The organism is Allobaculum stercoricanis DSM 13633, assembly GCF_000384195.1.
In the GTDB taxonomy this organism is placed as follows: domain Bacteria; phylum Bacillota_I; class Bacilli_A; order Erysipelotrichales; family Erysipelotrichaceae; genus Allobaculum; species Allobaculum stercoricanis.
Genome location: NZ_KB913034.1, coordinates 31982 through 55404, shown reverse-complemented (window position 1 = coordinate 55404; position 23423 = coordinate 31982). Strand labels below are relative to the sequence as shown.

Annotated in this window: 18 protein-coding genes and 1 other annotated feature (1 of these 19 cut by a window edge); of the genes, 4 read left to right on the top strand and 14 right to left on the bottom strand. The window is 38.0% G+C overall.

Features of this window, described 5'->3' with window-relative positions; genetic code table 11:
• Nucleotides 1-146: a binding site (T-box leader), on the bottom strand; it reaches 62 nt to the left of the window's first position.
• Between the two features lie 267 nt (nucleotides 147-413).
• The 3 genes from ALLST_RS0100230 to galT all read right to left on the bottom strand — a co-directional run bounded on the left by ALLST_RS0100230 (nucleotide 414) and on the right by galT (nucleotide 4483).
• A complete protein-coding gene (locus ALLST_RS0100230) occupies nucleotides 414-1757 on the bottom strand; it encodes an MATE family efflux transporter (RefSeq protein ID WP_019891950.1) in 1344 nt (447 codons plus the stop codon).
• Nucleotides 1758-1918: 161 nt separating this feature from the next.
• Entirely contained in the window at nucleotides 1919-2944 is a 1026-nt protein-coding gene (gene galE, locus ALLST_RS0100225; RefSeq protein WP_019891949.1) for a UDP-glucose 4-epimerase GalE, read from the bottom strand.
• A gap of 45 nt (nucleotides 2945-2989) precedes the next feature.
• Nucleotides 2990-4483 (bottom strand): UDP-glucose--hexose-1-phosphate uridylyltransferase, encoded by a 1494-nt coding sequence (gene galT, locus ALLST_RS0100220; protein ID WP_019891948.1) that lies wholly within the window; start codon nucleotides 4481-4483, stop codon nucleotides 2990-2992.
• 376 nt (nucleotides 4484-4859) lie between these two features.
• On the opposite strand from galT, the gene ALLST_RS0100210 reads away from it, so the two are divergent.
• Nucleotides 4860-6014, top strand: coding sequence for an ABC transporter ATP-binding protein (locus tag ALLST_RS0100210; protein WP_019891946.1), 1155 nt, complete (start codon nucleotides 4860-4862; stop codon nucleotides 6012-6014).
• 220 nt (nucleotides 6015-6234) lie between these two features.
• Entirely contained in the window at nucleotides 6235-6963 is a 729-nt protein-coding gene (locus ALLST_RS0100205) for an SDR family NAD(P)-dependent oxidoreductase (RefSeq protein WP_019891945.1), read from the top strand.
• Nucleotides 6964-7212: 249 nt separating this feature from the next.
• On the opposite strand, the gene ALLST_RS09570 is transcribed toward ALLST_RS0100205, so the two are convergent.
• The gene (locus ALLST_RS09570) at nucleotides 7213-9675 is read right to left on the bottom strand and encodes a glycogen/starch/alpha-glucan phosphorylase (protein ID WP_019891944.1); all 2463 of its coding nucleotides are present in this window, start codon (nucleotides 9673-9675) and stop codon (nucleotides 7213-7215) included.
• Between the two features lie 331 nt (nucleotides 9676-10006).
• Here ALLST_RS09570 and ALLST_RS0100195 point away from each other — a divergent pair, with 331 nt between their 5' ends.
• Complete coding sequence (locus tag ALLST_RS0100195) at nucleotides 10007-10528, top strand: hypothetical protein (protein ID WP_019891943.1); 522 nt, start codon at nucleotides 10007-10009, stop codon at nucleotides 10526-10528.
• A gap of 142 nt (nucleotides 10529-10670) precedes the next feature.
• Here the strand turns inward: ALLST_RS0100195 and malQ are convergent, their stop codons facing one another.
• From malQ to ALLST_RS0100160, 6 genes are all read right to left on the bottom strand, one after another.
• Complete coding sequence (gene malQ / locus ALLST_RS0100185; protein ID WP_026472710.1) at nucleotides 10671-12203, bottom strand: 4-alpha-glucanotransferase; 1533 nt, start codon at nucleotides 12201-12203, stop codon at nucleotides 10671-10673.
• 142 nt (nucleotides 12204-12345) lie between these two features.
• On the bottom strand, nucleotides 12346-13386 hold the full coding sequence (locus tag ALLST_RS0100180) for a LacI family DNA-binding transcriptional regulator (protein WP_019891940.1): 1041 nt from the start codon (nucleotides 13384-13386) through the stop codon (nucleotides 12346-12348).
• Between the two features lie 5 nt (nucleotides 13387-13391).
• Nucleotides 13392-14234, bottom strand: a complete 843-nt coding sequence (locus ALLST_RS0100175; protein WP_019891939.1) for a carbohydrate ABC transporter permease — start codon at nucleotides 14232-14234, stop codon at nucleotides 13392-13394.
• Complete coding sequence (locus ALLST_RS0100170) at nucleotides 14234-15085, bottom strand: carbohydrate ABC transporter permease (protein ID WP_019891938.1); 852 nt, start codon at nucleotides 15083-15085, stop codon at nucleotides 14234-14236. The genes ALLST_RS0100175 and ALLST_RS0100170 overlap by 1 nt, the downstream gene beginning before the upstream one ends.
• A 267-nt stretch (nucleotides 15086-15352) precedes the next feature.
• Nucleotides 15353-16669, bottom strand: a complete 1317-nt coding sequence (locus tag ALLST_RS0100165) for an ABC transporter substrate-binding protein (RefSeq protein ID WP_019891937.1) — start codon at nucleotides 16667-16669, stop codon at nucleotides 15353-15355.
• Nucleotides 16670-17334: 665 nt separating this feature from the next.
• Entirely contained in the window at nucleotides 17335-18258 is a 924-nt protein-coding gene (locus ALLST_RS0100160; protein WP_245553777.1) for a glycine betaine ABC transporter substrate-binding protein, read from the bottom strand.
• A gap of 259 nt (nucleotides 18259-18517) precedes the next feature.
• Here ALLST_RS0100160 and ALLST_RS0100155 point away from each other — a divergent pair, with 259 nt between their 5' ends.
• Nucleotides 18518-19249 carry a hypothetical protein gene (locus tag ALLST_RS0100155; RefSeq protein ID WP_019891935.1) on the top strand — a complete coding sequence of 244 codons (732 nt, stop codon included), beginning with the start codon at nucleotides 18518-18520 and terminating at the stop codon, nucleotides 19247-19249.
• Nucleotides 19250-19361: 112 nt separating this feature from the next.
• Here the strand turns inward: ALLST_RS0100155 and ALLST_RS09565 are convergent, their stop codons facing one another.
• The 4 genes from ALLST_RS09565 to ALLST_RS0100130 form a co-directional block, all read right to left on the bottom strand.
• A complete protein-coding gene (locus tag ALLST_RS09565; RefSeq protein ID WP_281166756.1) occupies nucleotides 19362-19907 on the bottom strand; it encodes a group II intron maturase-specific domain-containing protein in 546 nt (181 codons plus the stop codon).
• A 593-nt stretch (nucleotides 19908-20500) separates the two neighbouring features.
• A complete protein-coding gene (locus ALLST_RS0100140) occupies nucleotides 20501-20761 on the bottom strand; it encodes a hypothetical protein (protein WP_156816538.1) in 261 nt (86 codons plus the stop codon).
• A 96-nt stretch (nucleotides 20762-20857) separates the two neighbouring features.
• Complete coding sequence (locus ALLST_RS0100135) at nucleotides 20858-21871, bottom strand: C39 family peptidase (RefSeq protein WP_019891931.1); 1014 nt, start codon at nucleotides 21869-21871, stop codon at nucleotides 20858-20860.
• A gap of 633 nt (nucleotides 21872-22504) precedes the next feature.
• Nucleotides 22505-23380, bottom strand: a complete 876-nt coding sequence (locus ALLST_RS0100130; RefSeq protein ID WP_019891930.1) for a hypothetical protein — start codon at nucleotides 23378-23380, stop codon at nucleotides 22505-22507.
• Between the last annotated feature and the right edge of the window lie 43 nt (nucleotides 23381-23423).

The following is a 23423-nucleotide window of genomic DNA, read 5'->3' as shown; positions in this document are numbered from 1 at the left end:
CTATAACGCCAGGAAGCGGAAACTACTCGATTGCTGTCGCAGTTTCACTCACGGACACGTTCACTGTTTTTCAGACGCTATATTTCACCAAACTATAGCTCTCTTTAGACCTTCCAACAGCTACTCCTTCCGGTCATCGATTTAATGATTTAGTATTTTAATCAGTCATTTTCATTTTTCAACATTTTTTGTAAATAATTTCATTCGTTTTCTGAAAACAGATGAAATCGTCCTTGCTTTTCCGATATCATTCATTATTCCTACACTAAATAAAGCGTTTTCACATAAATTCACTTGTATATTCTCTTCACTTTGCAGTATTCCCTAAACTTTTGATATTTTTTCTAATTCGTCTACTGACATAAAAAAAATCCCATTTGATACAAGCAATTTTGTATCAAATGGGATCCTTTTTACGATTTAATTTTGCGATAGACTGTTCCATACATACAAATATAACAAGCACATCCACCTATAAAATTCGAAATCGGTTCTGCCGCAAAGACACCCATTACCCCCATAAAATGGGGCAAGAGTAGGGTCAATGGAACAACAAGAACCACTTTTCGAAACAACGAGAAAAAGACCGCTTGATTACGCATATTCAACGATTTAAACACCGTCTGTCCCGCATATTGAAAAGCCTGGAAAATAAATGCCACAAAGTACATCGTCAGCGCCGGCCTAGCGATTTTTATTAAATTGGGATCTTGATTAAAAAGATCGATAAATACCTCTGGCCAAATGATCACGCAAAGCCAAACAACAACGGTATACCCTAAACAAATCCCCGTCATCCAAAGGATCGTCTTTTTCACTCGCCCCATCTGGTTTGCGCCATAGTTAAAGGACAAAATGGGACTTGCTCCTTCAACTAATCCGGAAATGGGAGTATCCAAAATTTGGCGAACTGAACTCACAATCGTCATGATCGAAATATAAAGATCGCCTCCAAGTTGTCCTAAAACCGAATTAGACACGGATTGTACGATTGAGTTGGTCACTTGCATAATAAATCCCGCAAAGCCCAGTGAAGTAATCCGGCGAATTCTTCCCCACTTCAAAGAAGGAAAGACTAAAGAAAAATCCAGTTTTAAAACAGCGCGCTTAGACATCAACAAAGACAACACAATTAATGCGGAAATCATTTGCGAAATCACCGTCGCAATCGCTGCACCGGCAATTCCCATCTGCCAAACGAAAATAAAAAGTGGATCGAGCACAATATTTAAAACTGCCCCTATGGCAATGGTTGTCATACTTGCGAGTGGTCTTCCTTGCGCAATGAGGAAAGGATTCATTCCTGTTGCAAGCATCGAAAAGACTGTACCCCATAAAACGATATCTAAATATTGTTTGGCATAAGATAGATTGCCTGAAGTTGCACCAAATAGCCGCAAAATTGGACTGTTCCATCGTTGCGTAACGATCATCAGGACAAGTCCTGTGATCACAATTAAACCTAATGTAGCGGCTTGAATACGTTTCGCTTCTTGTTCTTCGTTTCGTCCACGACAAATGGCCAGTAAAGGCCCTCCTCCAGAACCATAAAGATTGGCAAAAGCGATCATAATCGTCAAAATCGGAAAACATAGTCCGACTGCCCCAATCGCAATCGTTCCTTGTGGCATATAGGCGATATACATGCGGTCAATCATGTTATAGAGAAGTGAAAGGACTTGGGCAATCATCATTGGACCAGCTGAGCGCACGATCGCCTTAGCGATACTGCCATGGCCATAATCTACTGATTTCAAATGTCATCCTCCTTTTCTCTTTTCTTGAACAAACTTATCTTCAAATTATACGTATAATTTTTGAAAACAAAAAACTTTCACCAATAGGCAATCAACCCACTAGAAAACCCCAATCACAAATGACTGGGGTTTTGATTCAAATCAATGGGATTGAATGCGATCTATTTTCCTTCTGTATTATAGCCATCTGGGTTTTCAGATTGCCATTTCCAAGAAGAAGCACACATATCATCGATATTGTATTTTGCTTCCCATCCTAATTCTTCTTTAGCTAGGTCGCATTTTGCATAACAAGTCGCAATATCGCCTTCACGTCTTGGTTTAATGGAATAAGGAATTTCATGTCCACAAGCTTTTTCGAAAGCATGAATTACATCTAATACGGAGCTTCCTTTACCTGTACCTAAGTTATACACTTTTAAGCCGGCATTCTTTTTGATTTGTTCTAATGCAGCCACGTGTCCATTTGCTAAATCAACAACGTGGATGTAGTCGCGAACACCTGTACCGTCTGGTGTTGGATAGTCGTTTCCGAACACACCAACTTCTTTTAATTTACCCACTGCAACTTGTGCTACATATGGTAATAAGTTGTTTGGAATTCCTTTTGGATCTTCGCCAATTCGTCCGGATTCATGGGCACCGATTGGGTTGAAGTAGCGAAGTAAGATAACATTCCATTCTGGATCTGCAGTATGGACGTCAGTCAGAATTTGTTCAATCATCCATTTTGTCCAACCATATGGGTTTGTGCATGTTCCTTTTGGACATTTTTCTGTAATTGGGATTTCTGCTGGATCACCATACACTGTTGCAGAAGAAGAGAAGATGATGTTTTTAACATTGTGGCTACGCATTGCTTCGATTAAGTTTAAAGTACCAGCGATGTTGTTGTTATAGTATTCAACTGGTTTACGAACACTTTCTCCGACTGCTTTTAAGCCCGCAAAGTGGATGACTGCATCGATTTGTTGAGCGTCAAATACTTTGTTTAAACCTTCTAAGTCGCAAATATCTGTTTGGTAGAAAGCGACTGTTTTTTGTGTGAGTTCTTGAATTCTGTCGACTGCTTTTTCACTTGAGTTATATAAGTTATCGACAATGACAACTTCATGTCCGGCATTTAATAATTCAACAACAGTATGGCTACCAATATAGCCAGCTCCTCCAGTTACTAAAATTCTCATAACGTTTCCTTTCGCGAATGTTCTATTCGATCTCACTTTTTGTGTTTAAAGTGCTGCAATGAAGCGGCGGAATGCTTCTCTACCCGCTGCATCTGTTTTATAAACTCCGGCATCTTCTAAGACATGAGTAAATACAATACCGATTTCATCATGAATGATCTGATCAATATTGTCCGCATTGATGTCGGCATATTTTTCTTTGATTTCATCTGCCCAATCGGCATGTAAAGCTAATGCTGGAATGGCGTGGATATCTTCGCCTTTTAACATTGCTTGTTTTAGATCGGACATTTCTTGTTTTAAACGAGCTGGTAATACAGCAAGTCCCATGACTTCAATTAAACCGATATTTTCTTTTTTAATATGATGCCACTGGGCATGAGGATGGAATACTCCCATTGGATGTTCTTCACTTGTGATATTGCAACGTAAAACTAAATCCAGTTCGTATTGACCATCACGTTTACGGCTGATTGGGGTGATTGTGTTATGAGGTTGACCATCATGAGCAATGATGGATGCCGCTTCATCTGTATAAGAACGCCATACGTCTAAAATATGATCCGCTGCAGCAATGATACGGCTGCGATCAATTCCTCTTAAACGGATAACGGACATTGGCCATGCAACAATTCCTGCTTCTAGATCTTCAAAGCCTTTGAGCTTGAAGGTTTCTTCCATTGGTGCTTTAGCCATTGGGAAATCATGGTGTCCACCTTGGAAGTGGTCATGAGAAAGAATACTTCCTCCAACGATTGGCAAGTCCGCGTTACTACCTAAAAAGTAATGTGGGAATAAATCGATAAAGTCGAATAATTTTACGAATGTATCGTGGTTAATTGCCATTGGCACGTGTTTAGAGTTAAACACGATGCAATGTTCGTTGTAGTACACATATGGAGAATATTGGAATCCCCAAGGTGAACGATTCACTTCAATTCGAATAATGCGGTGGTTCGAACGGCCAGGGTGGTTCACACGCCCAGCATAACCTTCGTTTTCAAAACAAAGTTGGCATTTTGGATAACTTGATTGCGGTGCATTTTTAGCTGCTGCAATCGCTTTTGGATCTTTTTCTGGTTTGGATAAGTTAATGGAAAGTTCGATTTCACCATATGGAGAATCGGCTGTCCATCTTTCATCTTTGGCAATGCGATCACGACGGATATAGTTGGAATTTTGAGACAGTTTGTAGAACCAATTTGTGGCATCTTGTGGACTTCTCTCATACCGTTTATCAAATTCTCTTTGCACTTCACTTGGTCGTGGCATTAAGCAGTTCATCAATTTCGCATCGAATAAATCACGATACGTAATGGAATCTTCAATAATTCCTTTTTGGGCAGCTTCGTCAAGTAACTCATCTAATACTTCAACGAGATCAATATCCTTGTCCGAAGGTTCATAGGCCTCAAAATCAATTGCATCTTGTTGCATCAAATCAAGAAGTAAGTTGGTCGCATACGTTTTTTCCATCTCTGGCAACAAGCCAGTTTCAACACCATATTCAACCAGTTTTAAAATAGATTGATCAGACATATTTCTTTCTCTTTCTTTGGTCATTGGACCTTTTATAGAATCTTGTTAGTTCCATTGTATCGCACAAACAGCGCTTTCAGAAGACTTTCATTCGAAATATTTACTAAATTCTACAGTGAATTTGATAAAATTTTACTAATTAGAGTTTGTTTTTGAAAAGTCATTTCTTGCCGCAAATCGCATCATTTCTCTTCTGTTTTTTGTCTTTCTTGTTTTGAAACGTTTCATGCTCAATCTCTTGTAACCGCTTCCTATAAAAGGTATCCTAAGCATAGATAAAACAACATCAAATACTGTATAAATCATGGACTATTCAGGTTATATCCTATCCTTTTTGTGTTTTATAAAATCTGTAGTCCAATAACAAGGAGAATGTATGTCCGAATTAAATTTAAAACATATTAAAAAAATCTATCCAAACGGGTATGAAGCAGTTCAAGACTTTAACCTCGATATCAAAGATGGTGAATTCGTCATTTTCGTCGGTCCATCTGGTTGTGGTAAATCAACAACTTTGCGCATGGTTGCCGGACTAGAAGAAATCACTTCTGGTGATTTAGTCATCGATGGCAAACGCGTGAATGATCTCGATCCAAAAGACCGTGATATCGCCATGGTTTTCCAAAGCTATGCGCTATACCCACATATGACTGTTCGCGAAAATATGGAATTCCCATTAAAGATCGCTAAATTACCAAAAGATGAAATCAATGCTCGTGTTGCAGAAGCTGCCAAAACTTTGGGCCTGGAAAGTTTATTAGACCGTAAACCAAAAGCTCTTTCCGGTGGTCAAAGACAACGTGTTGCCATGGGGCGTGCGATCGTTCGTCATCCAAAAGTATTATTAATGGACGAACCTTTATCCAACCTTGATGCCAAACTAAGAGGGCAGATGCGTGTTGAAATTTCTCGTCTACACGAAAAATTAGGTTCTACTATTATTTATGTTACACATGACCAAACCGAAGCGATGACTTTAGGAGATCGCATCGTCGTAATGAGTAATGGTGAAGTGCAACAAATCGATACACCTAATAACTTATACAAATATCCAGTTAACAAATTCGTTGCCGGCTTTATCGGTAGCCCACAAATGAACTTCATGGATGCAACAATTACAGAAAAAGAAGATAAAGTATATTTAACACTCGGTAACGACCACATTTTATTACCAGCAGCAAAAGCAGCTCGTTTAAAACAAAAAGGTTATACAGATGGTCAAGTTGTCACTTTGGGTATTCGTCCTGAAAACCTTTCTGACCAACCAGAAGATCTCGAAAAAGCAAAAGATGCGCTTGCTAGCGGTAAAGTTGAAGTGTATGAAATGTTAGGTTCCACTTGTAACTTATATGTCAACTGCAATGGTGTTCAAATCACAGCTGCAGTTGATCCATCCACAGCTGCTCGTGTGGGTGATACGATCCAACTCGCATTTAATACTGAATACATTCAAATTTTTGATAAAGAAACAGAAAACAACATTCTCGTTGATGTAGATCCAACAACTGGACAACTTGTTTTCAACGCTTAATGATCGCTTGTTAAGAACGGCTTATACTTCAAAAACCTCCTCAAAAAAAGAAGCTACAAATTCTGTAGCTTCTTTTTTTGACTCATCCCTTTCATCAATGGATAGAGCAACTTTAAATATGTTATTTTCCTAAAATATTTCACAATCTTTTTTATTTTTTTAGCGAAATCACTTATACTAAAACTATACTAATTCCTACTGGAACGAAAGGAGCAAGAATATGCCAAATAAAGTTTGTGTGATTACTGGTGGTACCCGCGGGATTGGATTTGCGACCGTTAAAGCTTTTTTAGAAGCTGACTACCAAGTCGTTTTGTATGGTTCTCGCCAAGAAACAGTATCCAAAGCATTAAACGAATTAAATCATGATCATGTTGAAGGACGATGGACTTCTTTAACCGACGAAGCCTCAATTTTTGCTGATTTTAGCGACATCAAAGAAAAATATGGCTCCCTCGATGTATTAGTCAACAATGCTGGCCTCTCTGAATCCACGCCATTTATGGATTACACACTCGACTTATTTAAAAAAGTCATGGATCTTAACGTGAACGCTACATTTGTTTGTGCTAACGCCGCTGCAAAAATCATGAAAGAACAAGGACACGGCGTGATTTTAAACACATCGAGCATGGTTTCTCGCCAAGGTCAGCCTTCTGGGGTTGCTTATCCAGTTTCTAAATTTGCGGTCAATGGTCTAACGATTTCCTTAGCTCGTGAACTTGGAAAATACAATATTCGCGTCAATGCCGTTGCACCGGGAATCACAGCTACAGACATGGTTCGTGCTTTGCCTGAACAGATGATTCAACCAATGATTCAAGCCATCCCAATGAAAAGAATTGGTGAGGCAGAAGATATTGCCAATGCCTTTGTCTTTTTAGCATCTGACAAAGCAAGTTATATCACCGGTACCGTTTTATCTGTTGATGGTGGAATGCTTGTTTAAACAAAGTTTATAACGCATCATTTGATCAATTATCATCAATCATTTTGATTTTTTCTCCCTTCCTGCCCATTAAAAACAGGAAGGGATTTTTATTCCTTCTCTAACCCTTCCCTTGACTTGATCCCTATTTTTCAATACAAAAATCCCTTTTAGAGACCTCTTGTTTATTCATATCGAGGTCGACTAAAAGGGATTTGTCTTTTTATACTAGCCAAGTTTTGAATAGGCTATTCAAATTCGGTTTGTTCTCTATTTTTTGATTTTTTTAGCACTAGATCTTTTAGAAGAAGGTTTTCGATTTGGGTTTACTTTCTTTACTGGCGCTGATTTTGCTGCTGGAATTTTAGCTGTTTCTTTTGCTTGAGCCTCTTTTGCAGCTTTCTTTTGTTCCATTAAAGTTTGCGCACTTACAAGTTCAACATCTTGATCGGTATACACACCTAATTTTTTCAAGTGCCAAATATCATTGTTATATTGAGCAATTGTGCGGTCAGAAGAGAAGTAACCTGCCATGGCGATGTTGATCAAAGCCATTCTTGCCCATTTTTTCTGATCTTCATAAGCCGCATAAGCTGCTTTACGTGCTGCTATGTAAGCATCTAAGTCAAGAAGAGCCATGAACCAGTCTTTATTTAAAATGTCGTTATATAAACGATGTAAAGATTCTGGATCGCCATTTTTCATCATTTCGTCACTCACAAGGAAGTCGACAATTTCACCGATCTTGTTGTTGGCTTGGATAATATCCATTGGACGGTAATCCATTTTTGCATAATGATCAATGACTGTGTCACTGTCTTTACCAAAGATGAAGATATTTTCATCACCAACTAATTTGTGAATTTCAACATTGGCCCCATCATCAGTACCTAATGTCACTGCCCCATTGAGCATGAATTTCATGTTTGATGTTCCGGATGCTTCTTTAGATGCCAAAGAAATTTGTTCAGAAATATTCGCTGCTGGGATCAGTTTTTCGGCACATGTTACATCATAGTTTTCAATCATCACGATTTGCATGTATTGGCTCACTACTGGATCGTTAGCTACGATATTAGAGAATACAAGAATCGCATGGATAATGTCTTTTGCTAGAACATAAGCAGGTGCTGCTTTAGCGCCAAAGATAATTGTAACTTTATGATCTGGACGGTAGCCCGCTTTGATTTCTTGATACATTGCGATTGCAGATAATAAGTTCATCTGTTGACGTTTGTATTCGTGCAGACGTTTCACTTGAATATCGAAGATCGAATCTGTATCTAATTCAATACCTTGGCGTGCTTTTAAGAATGTTGCCAATTCTTCTTTTTTCTGTTTTTTGATCGCAACGAGTTCTTCTAAAGCTTGTTCATCATCGACATAGTCGAGTAATTTTGTTAAATCCTCCGCTTTGCTTAAGAAGCTATCGCCAATTTTAGAGATGATCCAAGCCGTTAATTCTGGGTTGCATGCTTGTAACCAACGACGGAACGTTGCCCCATTCGTCTTATTGTTGAACTTATATGGATAGAGTTCATAGAAATCATGTAACTCTGTGTTTTTCAAAATATCTGTATGGATTTTAGCAACACCGTTTGTGGATTGAGAGAAGTGGATATCCATGTGTGCCATATGAACACGATTTTCGTGATCGATAATTGCAGTAGCTGGGTTATTGGAGCGTTGACGTGCTTTTTGATCTAAGTATTCGATAATTGGCATTAAATCTGGTGCCACTTCGTTTAAGAAGTGAACTGGCCATTTTTCCAATGCTTCCGCTAGGATTGTATGGTTTGTATAAGCACAAGTTCTTTCTACTTGTTCAATTGCTGCATCCATATCCATTCCTTCTGCAACTAATAAACGAATCAGTTCAGGAATGACCATAGATGGGTGCGTATCGTTAATTTGAATTACGGCGTGTTGGCTTAATGTATCTAAAGACCAACCGTGCGCTTTAATGTCTTCCAAGATCATTTGCGCACCAGCAGAAACTAAGAAGTACTGTTGGTAAACGCGTAATAAGCGGCCATTTTCATCGCTATCATCTGGGTAGAGGAACAGTGTTAAGTTTTTTGGAATTTCTTCTTTATCAAAAGAAATGCCATCACGAATAATGGATTCATCTACACAATCTAAATCGAATAACAGTAATTGGTTTTTCTTTTTCGTATAGCCGACAACATCGATTGCGTATAAGTGCGCATACAATGTTCCCTTTTTGAAGTGAACTGGGTAATACTTGCCTGTATCTTGTACCCAGCAGTTATCAGAAAGCCATGGATCAGGGATTTCTTTTTGTTTATTGTTTTCAAACTTTTGGTGGAACAGACCACAATGGTAGTTCAATCCCACTCCATAACCAGGAAGTTCTAATGTTGCGATCGAATCGAGAAAGCAAGCTGCCAAACGACCTAAACCACCATTTCCTAAAGATGGTTCTGGTTCGTATTCTTCAACTTCTGCTAAAGAAATTCCGTTTGCTTCTAAAATATCACGAACTTCTTTGTATAATCCTAAGTTGATTAAGTTGTTCGATAATAATTTTCCAATTAAAAATTCGGCAGAAATATAGTAGATTTTGCGATCTCCTTCAATGGAAGGAACACTTTTCAGTAATTCTTTCGTGAGATCGAGCAGAATATAATAAACTTCACGTGGATTGCAATCTTTTAGTTCTTTACCATAATAGTGTGAAGCAATACCCTGCAGAGTTTGATTCATGTCCATGTTCATAATCCTTTCATGCATACAGGAATTGATCCTGTTATCTTTGACTACATAGAATCCTCATCAGCAAACTATATACATTTTGACTTTTGAATCTCTTTCTAAATCTAAGAGGAGGCTCTATAATTTATAAGGATTTTTGCCATTTAAATTTGTTGACTTAGTCTTCTATTAGAACTCTAAGGTTTTCCTTTAAAAAAGGCTAATTTCCAATGTTTTTTTATTTTAGTTTCCAATGTAAAGCGTTTGCACTTTAGATTCTTTCTAGCATTCTAAAAATGAAATGTTTTACACTATATTTTTTGAATAAATTTGAAATTGAGGTTTAAGTATGGCTTTTTTTACACTATGGGCGCTCGGAATTTTGTTATGTGCATTGAGCACGATTGTTCTATTCAAACAAGTCGCGGCAATTAAAAAGAGTTTTGATGTTCAACGTAATTTTATGAAAATGCACAACGGTTCAACCAAAGCGACGTTCGATCAAGGTTGGCTCTTTCTCGATATCGTGATGGCTTTTTTTGTTTTATCGTTCTCGACTCAAAGTCAAAATTTGACGAATACCGATTCCTTTCCCCCAGAATATTTATGTTTTATCGGGATTGCGATTTTCTTAGCATCCAAAGCGGTTCAACATTGGCACGATGGGCGCATCATTTTTGGAACTCAGGCTTTGGTTTATCACGATCAAGAAATCCCTTATTCAACGATTCATTCTCTTGAACCTTATGGTTCTCGCCTCGTTGAATTATCCTGCAAAAAAGGGAAATATATGATTTCCAAACGCGAAGCACAAGAAATTGAAAGTCGCCTCGAGAAATGGAAAAGCAATCGTCGCAATAAAAACCGTTAATCAAAATCAAATTCAGTGGAATCAAGATGTGATTTTTCACACATCTTTGTTCCACCTTTTTCTTTAAAAAATCCGCATAAACTTGACGGTCGTTTGCGGATTTTTAAATTGTCTGTATTTTGATCCACCTCAAATACAACAATTATTCTTTTTCTTCAGTTTCTTTTTCGTCTTCGACTACTTTTTTCTTCATTGGGGCACGTCCATATAAGTCAGTCACCCATTTTAATGTTCCTTCTACATCAGCATTGATCTGCCCTGGTTTTAAACGCCAAGTCCAGTTTCCACCCATTTTACCTGGTGTATTCATGCGGCTAGAAGAATCTAATCCTAATAAATCTTGCGCTTGCACGATTGTTGTATCGGCTGGAGAAGCGATCACCGTGCGCATCATTTCCCAATGGTATTCGCCAGGATTGTAGGCATCCATGAAGTCTTGCGCGTATTTACGATCTCCATCGTTGATCATTTGAAACCAACCTTGAATCGTGTCGTTATCATGTGTTCCGGCATAAGCAACGCAGTTTTTAGGATAGTTATAAGGTAAATATTCAGCACCAGATCCATCGCGAGAATCAAATGCGAATTCTAAAACTTTCATTCCTGGAAATCCACTATCCGCCAACAATTGTTTTACAGAATCAGTTAAGTATCCCAAATCTTCGGCAATGATTTCTTTCTTACCTAGTTTTGCTTCAATTGCTTTAAATAAATCAATTCCTGGTCCTTGTAACCATTCTCCAACTTTAGCAGTCGTTGCTCCCGCTGGAATTGCATAGTAGGAATCAAAGCCACGGAAATGGTCAATTCGTAAAATATCCATAACTTTTGTCGCATGATCGATTCGATTAATCCACCATGCATAGCCAGTTTCTTTATGATATTCCCAATTGTAAATTGGATTTCCCCATAACTGACCATCTTCCGAGAAGCCATCAGGTGGGCATCCCGCAACTAAGGATGGTTTTCCATCTTCATCAAACATGAATAACTCTGGATGACTCCAAGCATCAACAGAATCTAATGCGACATAAATAGGTAAGTCACCTAAAATGGAAATGCCGTTTTTGTTGGCATATTGGCGCAGTTTTTCCCATTGCGTGAAGAAAAAATATTGTAAAGACTTGTAGTAATCCACACGTGCTTGGTTGTCTTGTGTCCAAGCTTGAACCGCTTTGGCATCATATTTGCGATAAGGGGTTTCCCATTCCAACCAAGGTTTACCTTGGTGTAAATCTTTTAATGCCATGAATAAAGCGTAGTCATCTAGCCAACTTGCATGGCCTTTGCAGAACTCTACATAGTCTGGTGTTGGATTTTGTAAAAAGCGACTCGATGCTTTTTCTAAAATTGGATAACGTTGGGTGTACATTTTACCAAAATCTACTTGGTCTTCTTGTTCATACCAAGTTAAATTTTGATATTCTTCTGGTTTTAATAGACCTTCTTCTTCTAATGTTTCCAAATCAATTAAATATGGGTTTCCCGCAAATGTGGAATAAGAAGCATAAGGAGAATCTCCATATCCGGTTGGGCATACGGGTAATACTTGCCAAATTTGTTGATCGGCGCGTTTTAGAAAATCAACGAAGGCATATGCTTCTTTCCCTAGCGTTCCAATTCCGTATTTACTTGGAAGACTTGTGATGTGAAGGAGCACTCCATTTTTTCTCATAATCATCATTCCTTTCTTCATATGCATTCAACTTTAACGCACATGATCTCTATGATTTCAATGACTCATTTATGTTTGAATATTCAATTTTACTTTTCCTCAGTCAATGGTGTTGCAAGTTTTAAATCGTCTCATTTTCCTTTTACTTGAGCGATTCAATCGTTTCAATTCGCCAACAAGAATCTTGCCATTCGACAGACCATGCTAGTTCTTGATGTCTTGGTACTTCGTTAGAAAATTTAGTTTCTAAATCGTTTAACGTGGCAATGATATGAATGACATCTTGATCTAAGTCGCGTTTGATTCCCGAAAGTCGGGGAATGGAATAATGAGAAGCCTCACTTAAATCCATCGCAAAAACAACAAGATCTTGTCCAACGACAATATTTAAATCTTTTGCGGCGCGTAAAAGACCAATCGCTTGTTCTTCATTGCCCACTAATACCGCATTTAATTTTCCGTTTTTAGCCAGCAATTGTTTTAAACCTTCATATCCACCTTCATAAGTAGAAGGTTGAAGCGTCGTCATTTCATTTTCTTGCAAAATTCGATTTCGTGAATAGCAGGCGTATTGAATTCCTAAATAACGATCCGCCAGTTCACTATAGGCAAAGCGATCATTCATGATCACACCAATTTCATCTTTACCTTCTTCAAATAAACTCTCTGTGACTTGTTGAAAAATCTCAGTATCGGGTAACGAGAAGGAAACGAGGTTCGTATCGGGCCAGTTGCCCAAATTCGCACCAACAGAAACGGCCGGAATGGGGATCCGGCCGTATAACTTACGAAGCTTTTCACGCCGTGTGCCTAAAAATACAATGGCGCTTGGCATCGATTGTCGCATCTGGCTTAATGTCAGTTCTCCTTCATCTTGGTCGGGTTGGACTCTCAACAAATGGACCCGTTTACCAAGAGTTTCTAGGTGATCTTTTAAGCGAAATGCGAGTTGATCAAAAATTGGGCTTCCGTTTGCGACAACGACGATGAAAATTCCCTCTGGTCTTTTTTGCCGTAAGGCACTCGCAATATCGTTTTTCTGATAGTTTAAACGACGTGCTGTTTGTAAAACTTCTTCTCTTGCTTTTTCATTGACACCAGGTGCATCGCTTAGCACACGCGAGACAGTCCCTAAAGACCACCCCGATGCTTTTGCGATTTCTTTCATGGTGACTTTTGCCAAAAGACTTATCCTTTCACCGCACCTGCGGCAACGCCTTTAATAATATGTTTTTGACCTAAAATATAAACAATAACAATTGGGATGATGGTCATGATGATCGATGCCATCATTGGTCCCATCGCTACACGTCCATAGCTTCCACGGAAGTGCTGAATCAGCATTGGAATCGTTTTGTATTTGGTGATATCCAATACCAGCGTTGGTAATAGATAGTCATTCCAAACCCACATTGCTTGCAAGATTGTTACGGATACCATTGTTGGTTTTAAAATTGGAACTACAATTTTAAAGAAAATCTGCAATGGGGAACATCCGTCGATCAATGCTGCTTCTTCAATTTCAACAGGAATTGATTTAACAAATCCCGCGAACATAAAGACAGCCAAACCGGATCCAAATCCTAAATAAATGATCCAGATGTTATATGGCGTATTGAGTTTTAATATATCTGCTGTTTGGGACAAGGTGAACATGACCATTTGGAATGGAACAACCATGGAGAATACAAACAGATAATATAAGAAGTTATTAATTTTTGATTTCACACGAGTGATATACCATGCACACATCGAACAACAAAGGATGATCGCTGCAACGGAAGTCACCGTAATTAATGTTGAATACCCTAAAGAAGCGAGGAATCCTTGCGAATGCAATGCTTTCGCAAAGTTTTCAAAACCCGCAAATTTTTCAGCACTAGGTAAGCTGAATACAGTACTTGTTGTAATGGCGCTTTCAACTTTGAGGGCATTGACCAAAATCATGAAAATTGGATAAACCCACAAAACCGTTAAGACACACATCAAGACAAACAGGAGGATCTGAAATACTTTTGATCTTTCTTTCATTATGCTTGAACCTCCTTACTTCTTGTGCTCTTCAACTGCAAGAATCCAATGAGGATGACCACAATGGAGAAAATAACCGATTTAGCCTGACCAATTCCTTTCCATGCTGGACCTGCACGGAAGTAGAATGTGTTGTAAATGTTCATCGCGAGCATTTCGGTTGCGTGGCTTGGTTCGCCAGCGGTTAAAGCTAAGTTTTGATCGAATAATTTTAAAGAGTTTGTCAGCGTTAAGAATACGCAGATCGTGATCGATGGCATCATCATTGGAATTTTAATTTTCCATAAAATTTGCCAATCATTCGCACCATCGATTTTGGCTGCTTCAATCAAATCATCTGGGACGTTTTGCAGACCCGCGATATAAATGATCATCATATAACCAATCTGTTGCCAGCACATCAAAATAATGATGCCCCAGAACCCAGCGGTTGGATTCAACTTCAACAATGGTTGTGCACATAAGGACAAAATCCCGTTAATTAAAATCTGCCAAATGTAACCTAGAACGATCCCACCAATTAAGTTTGGCATAAAGAAGATTGTTCTAAAGAAGTTTGTACCTTTTAATTTTTCTGTTAAAGCCATTGCGAGCGCAAATGCCAAAATATTAATTGCCAGGATATTCACTACAGTTACACAAATGGTAAACCATGCGGATTGAATAAATTGAGGGTCTCCGAGCGCATTAATATAGTTCGAAATTCCGATAAATTTTGCATTTCCTACTGTTGTAAATTGGCAGAAGGACAAATACAAACCTTCAAAGAATGGGATGATAAATCCAATCGTGAAAGCTGCCAATGTCGGAAGAACGAAGATCCAGGCATATTTTTTTAGAGCCTTTTCCATAGTCTTCTCCTATCTTTCAATTTCCTTGTTTCGAGCTTTCTTTTTTGTTCACAATATATGATCATTCCAACCATCTTTAGAAATTTCGATCACTTATCGCAAACATTTTCGATATCGTTTTATGGAATAAATCAAATATATGAATTTATAACTCATTTTTAGCTATTTATGAAAAGTAGAAAGCGCAGGCAGAAAGCTTATTTCCCCCACCTGCGCATTTCATTGTTTCATTTAATTCTATTGGGTGAATGACGGTTGATTTAAACCTTATTTAGTGAGTTCTTTTTCAGCTTTCCAGCCATCAACGAATGCAGATACTACTGCATCCCAGTTTGCATCTGTTGGATCAGCTGCGTAAGCAGTTAATGCTGCACCAACACCGTTTTTCCATTCTTCAGATGGCATTGTTGGGAAGTTCCAAGATACTGGAGTTTTGCCTTCAGCTGTTAATTCAATATCTTTTTTAACAAATACGTTTGGAGATTCTTTTGCTTTTTTAAATGGGATTGTTAATCCTAATTTATCAGCCATGAATGTTGTACCTTCTTTATTCGTAACCATCCAGTTCATGAATTCTAACGTAGCTGCAATATCATCAGGATTTGCGTCTTTATTGACAACCCAGTAGTTTTCAGTACCAGTTGTTAAACCTTGGTTTGCTTCATCGCCAGCACCGATATAAATAGGAATCATTGTGATTTGGTCATCAGTCATGCCAGCATCGATTAAGTTGTTGTATTCCCAAGAACCGTTCTGGAAGAATACTGCTTCACCACTTGTGAATTCACGTTCACTATCATCTGCAGTTTTGCTTGCTAAATCTGCACCTGGAGTAGTGGAGTTGTTGATATAAAGATCAAAAATCTGACGGTAGTTGTCTAAGTAAGTACCTTTCAATTCTTCTTTATCAGATACGCCATCTTCTTTATATTCGAAATATAAAGGCATATTTGCTAAGTGAGTTTTGAAACGCCAGTCAGAGGAACCATCCATACCAGCAGATGTGAATGCTGCAAATCCGAGTTCATCTTTACGAGATTGGATATCTTCAGCTACTTTTTTCAGATCTTCAAAAGATTGGATGTCGTCTGTTGTATAACCAGCTTTTTCTAATAATTCAACGTTTGTGATAATTCCATAAGATTCAACTGCATAAGCAATTGCTGCTGTATCGCCATTGCTGCTTGTTAAAGTGTAATCTTTGCTTGTCAGTTCAGAAACAATTGGAGTATCTGCTAAATTATATGCATAGTCTTCCCAGTTTTTCAGACCTACAGGACCGTTAACTTGGAATAAAGTTGGTGCACTACTTTTGCCCATTTCGGACATTAATGTTGTTTCATAGTTCCCACTTGCAGCTGTAACGATCTGTACTTCTGTTCCAGTTTCTTCAGTATATTTTTTAGCCATTTCTTGCCAAGCTGCATCAGCTTCTGGTTTGAAGTTTAAATAATAAACTTTACCTTTTGATGCATCTCCAGCTGCTGCTGTGGATGATGCTTCTCCACCACCATTATTGGAGCATCCTACTAATGCCATAGATCCAGCTAATGCGGCCGCAGCAAATTTTTGCCAGTTTTTCATAATTCCTCCCCTGTCTGCACCAAGAAGTATTGTTTCTTTATTAGAGGTGTTGTGCAGACTTTTTTAATCGTTTTGATCATAAAAACACAGAACAAATCAGAACCGAGATTCGCGTCACATTTTCATAATAATTTCGATCTCATTTGCAAATCTTTATCCTTGCGAAGCATTCGTTTGCGCAATTCGAAGCATTTTTGCGAAAGCACTTACGTTTTTCGCCGCTTGTTCGTTTTTTATAATCTGTACGTCCTAATTATAGCGAATAACCTTTTGAAAAGCATTACATTTTTATTTTTTTCGAATATGTTGTATTCGCCGTGCAATATGCAACACGCAATGCAACAGTGCATCAATTGCATAATTCGTTCAAAATTAAGGTCTTTTCCCTTCTTTTTATGCTCTCCCTGTTTTTTTATGTTGCATTATGTTGCGCCATATTCCACATTCCTCTTCATCTTTCTTTTCACACGATATGACAATTAATATTATATATAAGATGTATATTTATCTCTATTAGTATTGAATATCAATCTATTTCGATTATTCATCACCACTTGGCAACTCTATGCAACACGCTTTTTTTCTACTTTTTTATTGTTTCAAAAAAATGTAGAAAAAAAGAGGATTTTTCGTACAAAATCCCCTTTGCGTTATTCTTTTGCTTTTTAATTTTTAGGTTCAATCAAATCATTTTCGATCAATAACTGTCTAGCAATTTCTTCTGGTGTCGATACGCCATTTAAAACGTCTTGCGAAAGATCCGCTAATTGCTCACTCGTCAAAATCCGACCGATCTCTTGTGCGACAACATTAAGTTGGGGATGTGCCATCATCGCCGGCTTGCTTATAACAACGCCCACCGTCGCAACAACTCCTACATTTAAATCATCTTCTAACACAACAAGGTCTGCAGCTCGCATTCCGCCATCTAAAGAATGGGCAGAGACCACATCCACTTTTTGATCCAATATATTGGATGCTACATCTTGTTCAGAAATATTCACCGTTGTCTTAAAGCTCATGCCATAGCTTTCCTTGATCAAAGGATATGCGTCTGCTTCTTCAAAAAATAATGTTGGGGCTCCAATAACAAGTGCCTCGCTTACCTTAGCTAGATCACTAAGTGTTTGCAGATCATATTTCTTTGCTGTTTCTTGACTCACCGCTAATGAGTAAGCATCTTCAACTCGTGGAAGATTACACCAATACAAATTGCGTTTTTGATATTCACGCTGGAGTTCGGTTAAATCATTGGGACGATAAGTCGTATGTTTTTGTAAAATATTTGACCAAGCCGTTTGTGTATATTCCAGCCCGACTTGTAGTGAATCGTTTTCTAATGCGGGATGAATATTCGCGATTCCGGATTGAGTTTTCCTTGTTTCACATGGAATATCTTTTTCTTTTGCCAATTGGCAAAACAATTCAGCGAAGATTTGTACGTGTTGTTCTTCACTGACCGCAACGCGCACAACATCTTTTTTGGTACATCCACCAAAAACCATCGACATACTCATGCAGGACACCAAGACAAAAATACGCCACGTTTTTTTCCGTTTTACAGAACCCTTCTTTCCATGCCCTTTCATTTCGATCACCTACTTTATCTTTCTTCTTATTGTAATCCAGATTATTAATCAATCCATCTTTGGTCTAAAAAACAAATCAAATCGTCTAGTTTCGCAATCGTTTAGCTACTTTCTATTTTGCTCAATTTTATATGCTCAAAGAACATTACGCTTTTTTCTGATTTTCAATTGCAATGATATAATGATAACGTTTTAACTTTACACGGAATTTCTATTCGCATTGAATCCATTAATATTCCATATTAGAAAGGAGACTTCTATGTTTCTATTCTCCCATATTGTCCTTGTTTTAATGAGCTCCGTTTTACCGATGCTCGCTATTTTACTGTATTGTTTTATTCAAGAAGGAGGTTGGAAACCAGCAATTAAAGGCGCATCAGCTTTAATCCTCTCCTACCTTTGTGTTTGGATGATTTTACCTGCCATTTTCTATGATCAAGATTGGTTCCAACAAATCTTAGCGCAAACTTCATCTTTTGCGGTTGTTTATTGTGCGACTTTCGCCTTTTTGATTCTCGCCTTTACGTTGTTATTTTATGGTCGTTCATTTAAACGAGAACGAAGCTCCCACGCCCTTTTGATCGGGTTTGTCGAAGGGACTTGTTATGAAGCAATTTTTATTGGTTTTATCGCCCTTGATTCTTTATTTTCGGGATTACAACCTTCGAACAATCCTAATGAAGTTGCCAATCTTTGGATGGCGATGACCGAGGCTATATCCATGATGATTCTTTTTGCTGGCTTTGCTTTTCAAATGAAACGCGCCATCACCAACCGTCGCTATTGGATGTTGATAGTTGTCTATCTGGAAGTCTTCTTACTTCTTTATGTTGGTATTTGTTGGATTGATCTTTGGCATTTACCAAGAATCGCTCAAGAAGTTCTTTTAGTTGCCTTATCCATTGCGACTATTTATTTCATCCATCACCATTTCGAATGGAAATACTTGCTCAAAGATGAAGAAGCCGAACCTATTGTAGAAAGCGAATAATCAATTCATTCCTGACTTGAGAAGGTAGAGGGGGATTAATTAAATTTCCGTCCCTCTCATTGCACCGTACGTACGGTTCTCGTATACAGCGCTACAGCTTTACAGTTTTATTTCATGCGTTATAAAATGATAAATAGAGATTAAGGGGATCGATCAATCCTGGTCGATCTCCTTTTCTCATTGCCAAAATATTTGGTGAGATCAGAAAGTTCACTGTTCGCATTCCTGCTGTCCTATATAGGCCTAGCCTGGAGTTGGCCGTTTGTCTGATCAATTCAGATTCTAAAGGCCATTTAGATATGCGATTCAATTTCATCAGGTTATCAAAGATTGTTCGTGGTCTTTTCCACTGCTTCAATATGACAACTCGAATTTTATGCCTGAGCCACTCGCCGAACTTAGTCAGGAACTTTTTCATCGAACCAATGCTAAAATAGTTAATCCAACTTCTGACGATTTGGTTTACTTTTGTAAACACGTCTTTTAATGGTGATGCAGCCGCTCTTTTTCTACAAAGAACTTCTTTAATTTTGTCATAGAGTCTTTGTTTACGGTCATTTGCCGGTTTTGCCTTCCATCCGTCTTTTCCTTTCCAAAAGGTGAAACCTAGAAAGGTACTTTCTGGTGGTCGACATACATGGGTTTTAGTTGCACTGATGTAAAACGCAATATAAGAACTACCAATTTGTGCAATTTAAAAATAACCAATTCTGGCAATATGGGATAAAAAGAAATTGAGACGCAAACTCTATTTAAACGATCCTTTTCCTTCTATTCTTTTTCATAAAATTTACATATAAGAATGTTTTAATTCCTTTTGCCGCGTCGGTCGTCGCTGAACGATTCGCACGCACCACAGTGCAAGACAAGGCGATCGGTGTGACAAAAGGAACTCCCTTAGCAGCAGAAGGAGTCCGCTCCGGCCGCGTGCCGATCCCGCAAAGGCGTCCTCGGAGAGCTTCACTCATTACTCTACATTTTCTTTATTTCAAAAAGCTATATAACATAATGCACGTCATTCATTTGATGCATACGAACTTTCTCCTGACAGGAGAGAGCTATACCGCACAAAAGAAATCAGCGAAGAATCCGATTAAATTCTTCGCTATAAAATGTTTGAGGTCAAAAAACACCTCATCAAATTTTAAAGTGCAAAAAAAAGATGCATGCTTACTCGAGAGTTACATCTCTTGTGTTCATGCGCCTTTTTAAAACATTATAATTTTCTACTTCGACAATTTATTGCCGAGATCAGTTCAATTCCGTACTTACAGCATCATTTATCACTTCATCTTCATCATAAATCGCAATAAGAAAACTCATATCTTTACTACAAGTAATCCGAACGGTATCTCCGATCTGTGGATCGGTAAAATAGCTTCCAATATCCTTTACATCAACGGAATAAACACTTTCTGTTAAAGGCGTTTTTAAATTAGATTTTTCATGATCCACTTCAATCGTTAACGTGTTGCCCTCTTTTGATATGACTTGGCCAACAAGATAATTCATCGGTGAACTGTGACCATTTGAAGTGAGAAAGAATATCCCAAAACAAGTAATCAAAACCAATATGAGAAAAGCAAATAATTCTTTTTTCATTTCAAATTACCATATGATTTGATGGGCATAGTTAGAGTGGATTTTTATGTTTCTATTCCCCCATCCATCATTTACGATTGGATAAAATCCGGTAGAATCTGAATAATACCCATATCCCGTTACAAAGTGATTTTCGTATTTAGGATGGTTCAAAACGTTCAATAGGAAAGGTGTTCCATATGAGTCAACTCTACCAATAACATACTCATTGCTATATACATCTATCCCACCAGCATGAGAAATTCCTTGTGTGTTAATGTAATTCATCATTTCTACATAAACAACTCCTGGATAAGCTCCTGAATGAGTCGAACTTTTCATCTTACTCCAAAGATGATCAATTAGAGCAACCCCAGAACTACTTTCAAGGTTGCTCGGTACATATTTCCCATTTCGATAAATATCATACCAACGTAATAACATAGCTGCCGCAGTCGCTCCGCATCTTCCATCAGGATTATGATGATAGTTGGGAAGAGGCCCAGAAATTGTACTTGTAGCATTTGTTGAAAGCATTTCAATCCCTATTTTTGCCTCGTTTTCCCGAACAGCTACTGAAATGTCATTTTCTAATTCTTTAATTCCATGCATAAATTCTTCTTGTGCATTCACAAATTCTTTCGTTTGGATATTAAATAAACCACCTTCAATAATCTTGTAAAGCGAACGAGGACCAGCATAAATATAATCAGCACCATCGAAGGCTATTTCATTTTCTTCACTTTCACTAAATTCAGTTACGAAATTTTCTTGTGAGTCATAAATCAAATACCCGCCTTCAGAAAAAGGAATATACATATATCTTGGTTCTTTATTCGAATCGTTAAGAGGCTTAGCTCTCGATAAGTCAACTTCAAGTCCTAAATTATCGCAAAGCATATGAACAATGCCGTTGTTAAAATTAACTACTTCTTTAGTCAAATATCTTTTATTATACTCAGCAAAAACAGGGCAAATAAGCACATTTAACATAACAACCACTGCCATAAGAATAGCGACGAAAGCGTTTTTCTTCTGCATTTTAATCTCCTTTTGTTATTTGCATTATCTTCCCCTGCGCCATTCAACTGTTTCATATTTATACGCGCAGGGATTTATATCAGGAATTTCATAACCATATTTTTAAAAAGCCTTTCATTATTTTAAATGTATCACACTTTATTTTTTAATTAACCTTCAATTAAACAATTTTTCATTCATAGGAATCAGAATTCTAATGCTTATTGAATCGAGTAGGGTCTATCTAAATTTCCTTTCACTCTACTCAACATGCCGTTCGGCACTAGGCGGTTCGTATTCATATAGCGTGGAAAGCGCCTGAGATAGCTGAAAAGAAATTCTCCCTGGCTTAAAGACTTTTCCTTCTCAGATGTATATATTTTTTCTGCTCCTCTCTTTCATGCGATACCTTCACCTTTCTACTCATCTCCAATCTATAGCTTGATGTGCTTCGTGTTCCTCTGGCCGGAACTTTGCCGCCGGCTTCTTTTAGAATCCCCGTTACCGGTGACCCCCTTGCCTTAAGCTAATGGTTAGCGGTTGCGAAGATACGCTATCATAGTGGTCTTACACCACCTAGATGTGTGCCATGCCCGATACACTTCTAAAAAAAGTGGAACCGATCGGATCGGCTCCACTATTGATTTATATCGACTATTTGCTAAGTCCTGTTAAATTAAGCAGGATCTGCATAATTTGTCTTTCATCTAAACAATTGACATTGACTTGTAAAATTTTTTGAACGAGTTCACTTGTTTCTTCATTTGGATCATAGAACATTACTAGTTCTTCTGCCTGGTCCACACCACATTGATCTAATGCTTGCAGCACATTGTCTTTGAGTGATTCATCGCCAACTACGGCAATTCCATAAGGAGAGACAACGATATGTTCAGCAACTGTTCCATCTTCAAATTCGATATCATCTAAAACTGTAAATTGGCGAGGAAGATCGTTTAAAGATTGCGCATTTTCAACCATAGGTAAGTCGGTTGCCACTGCCTGACCATTGGCCACTTTGGATTCTTCCATCAAACGACCACGTTCTGTCGCAAGTCTTCGAATTTTACGTGTTAAACGCGTGTCGTATACAGCTAAAGCAATCATCGCGACACAGTTGGCCAAAACAACATATACGCTCCATGATTCTTTAACGACAAACATGAAGACAATATAAATCACAAAACAAGCCACTAAATAAATCATTGTTCGTTTATATTTGGCATAAGTTTGTTGAATTTGGGCATTGATTTGATTGATCTCTTCTGTGTGATCAATTTCAATCTCTTCTTCACTTGTAATATTTGCATCGAGCACGAGAGGTACTTCTTGTGCTTGTTCATTTGGCATTTCATTTTCGTCAACGAGTTCAACTTCTGGTTCATCTGCTAGCACTTTTTCTGTTTGTTGATCTGTTGTTAAAATCGTTTTTTGCATTTTCTGTTCTGCTTGTTCTTCTAAAGAAACAGGTTCGTTGGTATGTTCAGTTGTTAAATCTTCTTCTAGATTTACGATTTTCTTTTCATCCATATTTAATCCTCACTTCGTCCATCCGCATTTTAGGGCTTTTGCA

Excerpts from the sequence above, each read along its gene's own strand:
- galE (WP_019891949.1), bottom strand. The coding sequence starts at position 2,944 with ATGAGAATTTTAGTAACTGGAGGAGCTGGCTATATTGGTAGCCATACT.
- galT (WP_019891948.1), bottom strand. The coding sequence starts at position 4,483 with ATGTCTGATCAATCTATTTTAAAACTGGTTGAATATGGTGTTGAAACT.
- ALLST_RS0100210 (WP_019891946.1), top strand. The coding sequence starts at position 4,860 with ATGTCCGAATTAAATTTAAAACATATTAAAAAAATCTATCCAAACGGG.
- ALLST_RS0100205 (WP_019891945.1), top strand. The coding sequence starts at position 6,235 with ATGCCAAATAAAGTTTGTGTGATTACTGGTGGTACCCGCGGGATTGGA.
- ALLST_RS09570 (WP_019891944.1), bottom strand. The coding sequence starts at position 9,675 with ATGGACATGAATCAAACTCTGCAGGGTATTGCTTCACACTATTATGGT.
- ALLST_RS0100195 (WP_019891943.1), top strand. The coding sequence starts at position 10,007 with ATGGCTTTTTTTACACTATGGGCGCTCGGAATTTTGTTATGTGCATTG.
- malQ (WP_026472710.1), bottom strand. The coding sequence starts at position 12,203 with ATGAGAAAAAATGGAGTGCTCCTTCACATCACAAGTCTTCCAAGTAAA.
- ALLST_RS0100175 (WP_019891939.1), bottom strand. The coding sequence starts at position 14,234 with ATGAAAGAAAGATCAAAAGTATTTCAGATCCTCCTGTTTGTCTTGATG.
- ALLST_RS0100170 (WP_019891938.1), bottom strand. The coding sequence starts at position 15,085 with ATGGAAAAGGCTCTAAAAAAATATGCCTGGATCTTCGTTCTTCCGACA.
- ALLST_RS0100165 (WP_019891937.1), bottom strand. The coding sequence starts at position 16,669 with ATGAAAAACTGGCAAAAATTTGCTGCGGCCGCATTAGCTGGATCTATG.
- ALLST_RS0100160 (WP_245553777.1), bottom strand. The coding sequence starts at position 18,258 with ATGAAAGGGCATGGAAAGAAGGGTTCTGTAAAACGGAAAAAAACGTGG.
- ALLST_RS0100155 (WP_019891935.1), top strand. The coding sequence starts at position 18,518 with ATGTTTCTATTCTCCCATATTGTCCTTGTTTTAATGAGCTCCGTTTTA.
- ALLST_RS0100140 (WP_156816538.1), bottom strand. The coding sequence starts at position 20,761 with ATGAATTATCTTGTTGGCCAAGTCATATCAAAAGAGGGCAACACGTTA.
- ALLST_RS0100135 (WP_019891931.1), bottom strand. The coding sequence starts at position 21,871 with ATGCAGAAGAAAAACGCTTTCGTCGCTATTCTTATGGCAGTGGTTGTT.
- ALLST_RS0100130 (WP_019891930.1), bottom strand. The coding sequence starts at position 23,380 with ATGGATGAAAAGAAAATCGTAAATCTAGAAGAAGATTTAACAACTGAA.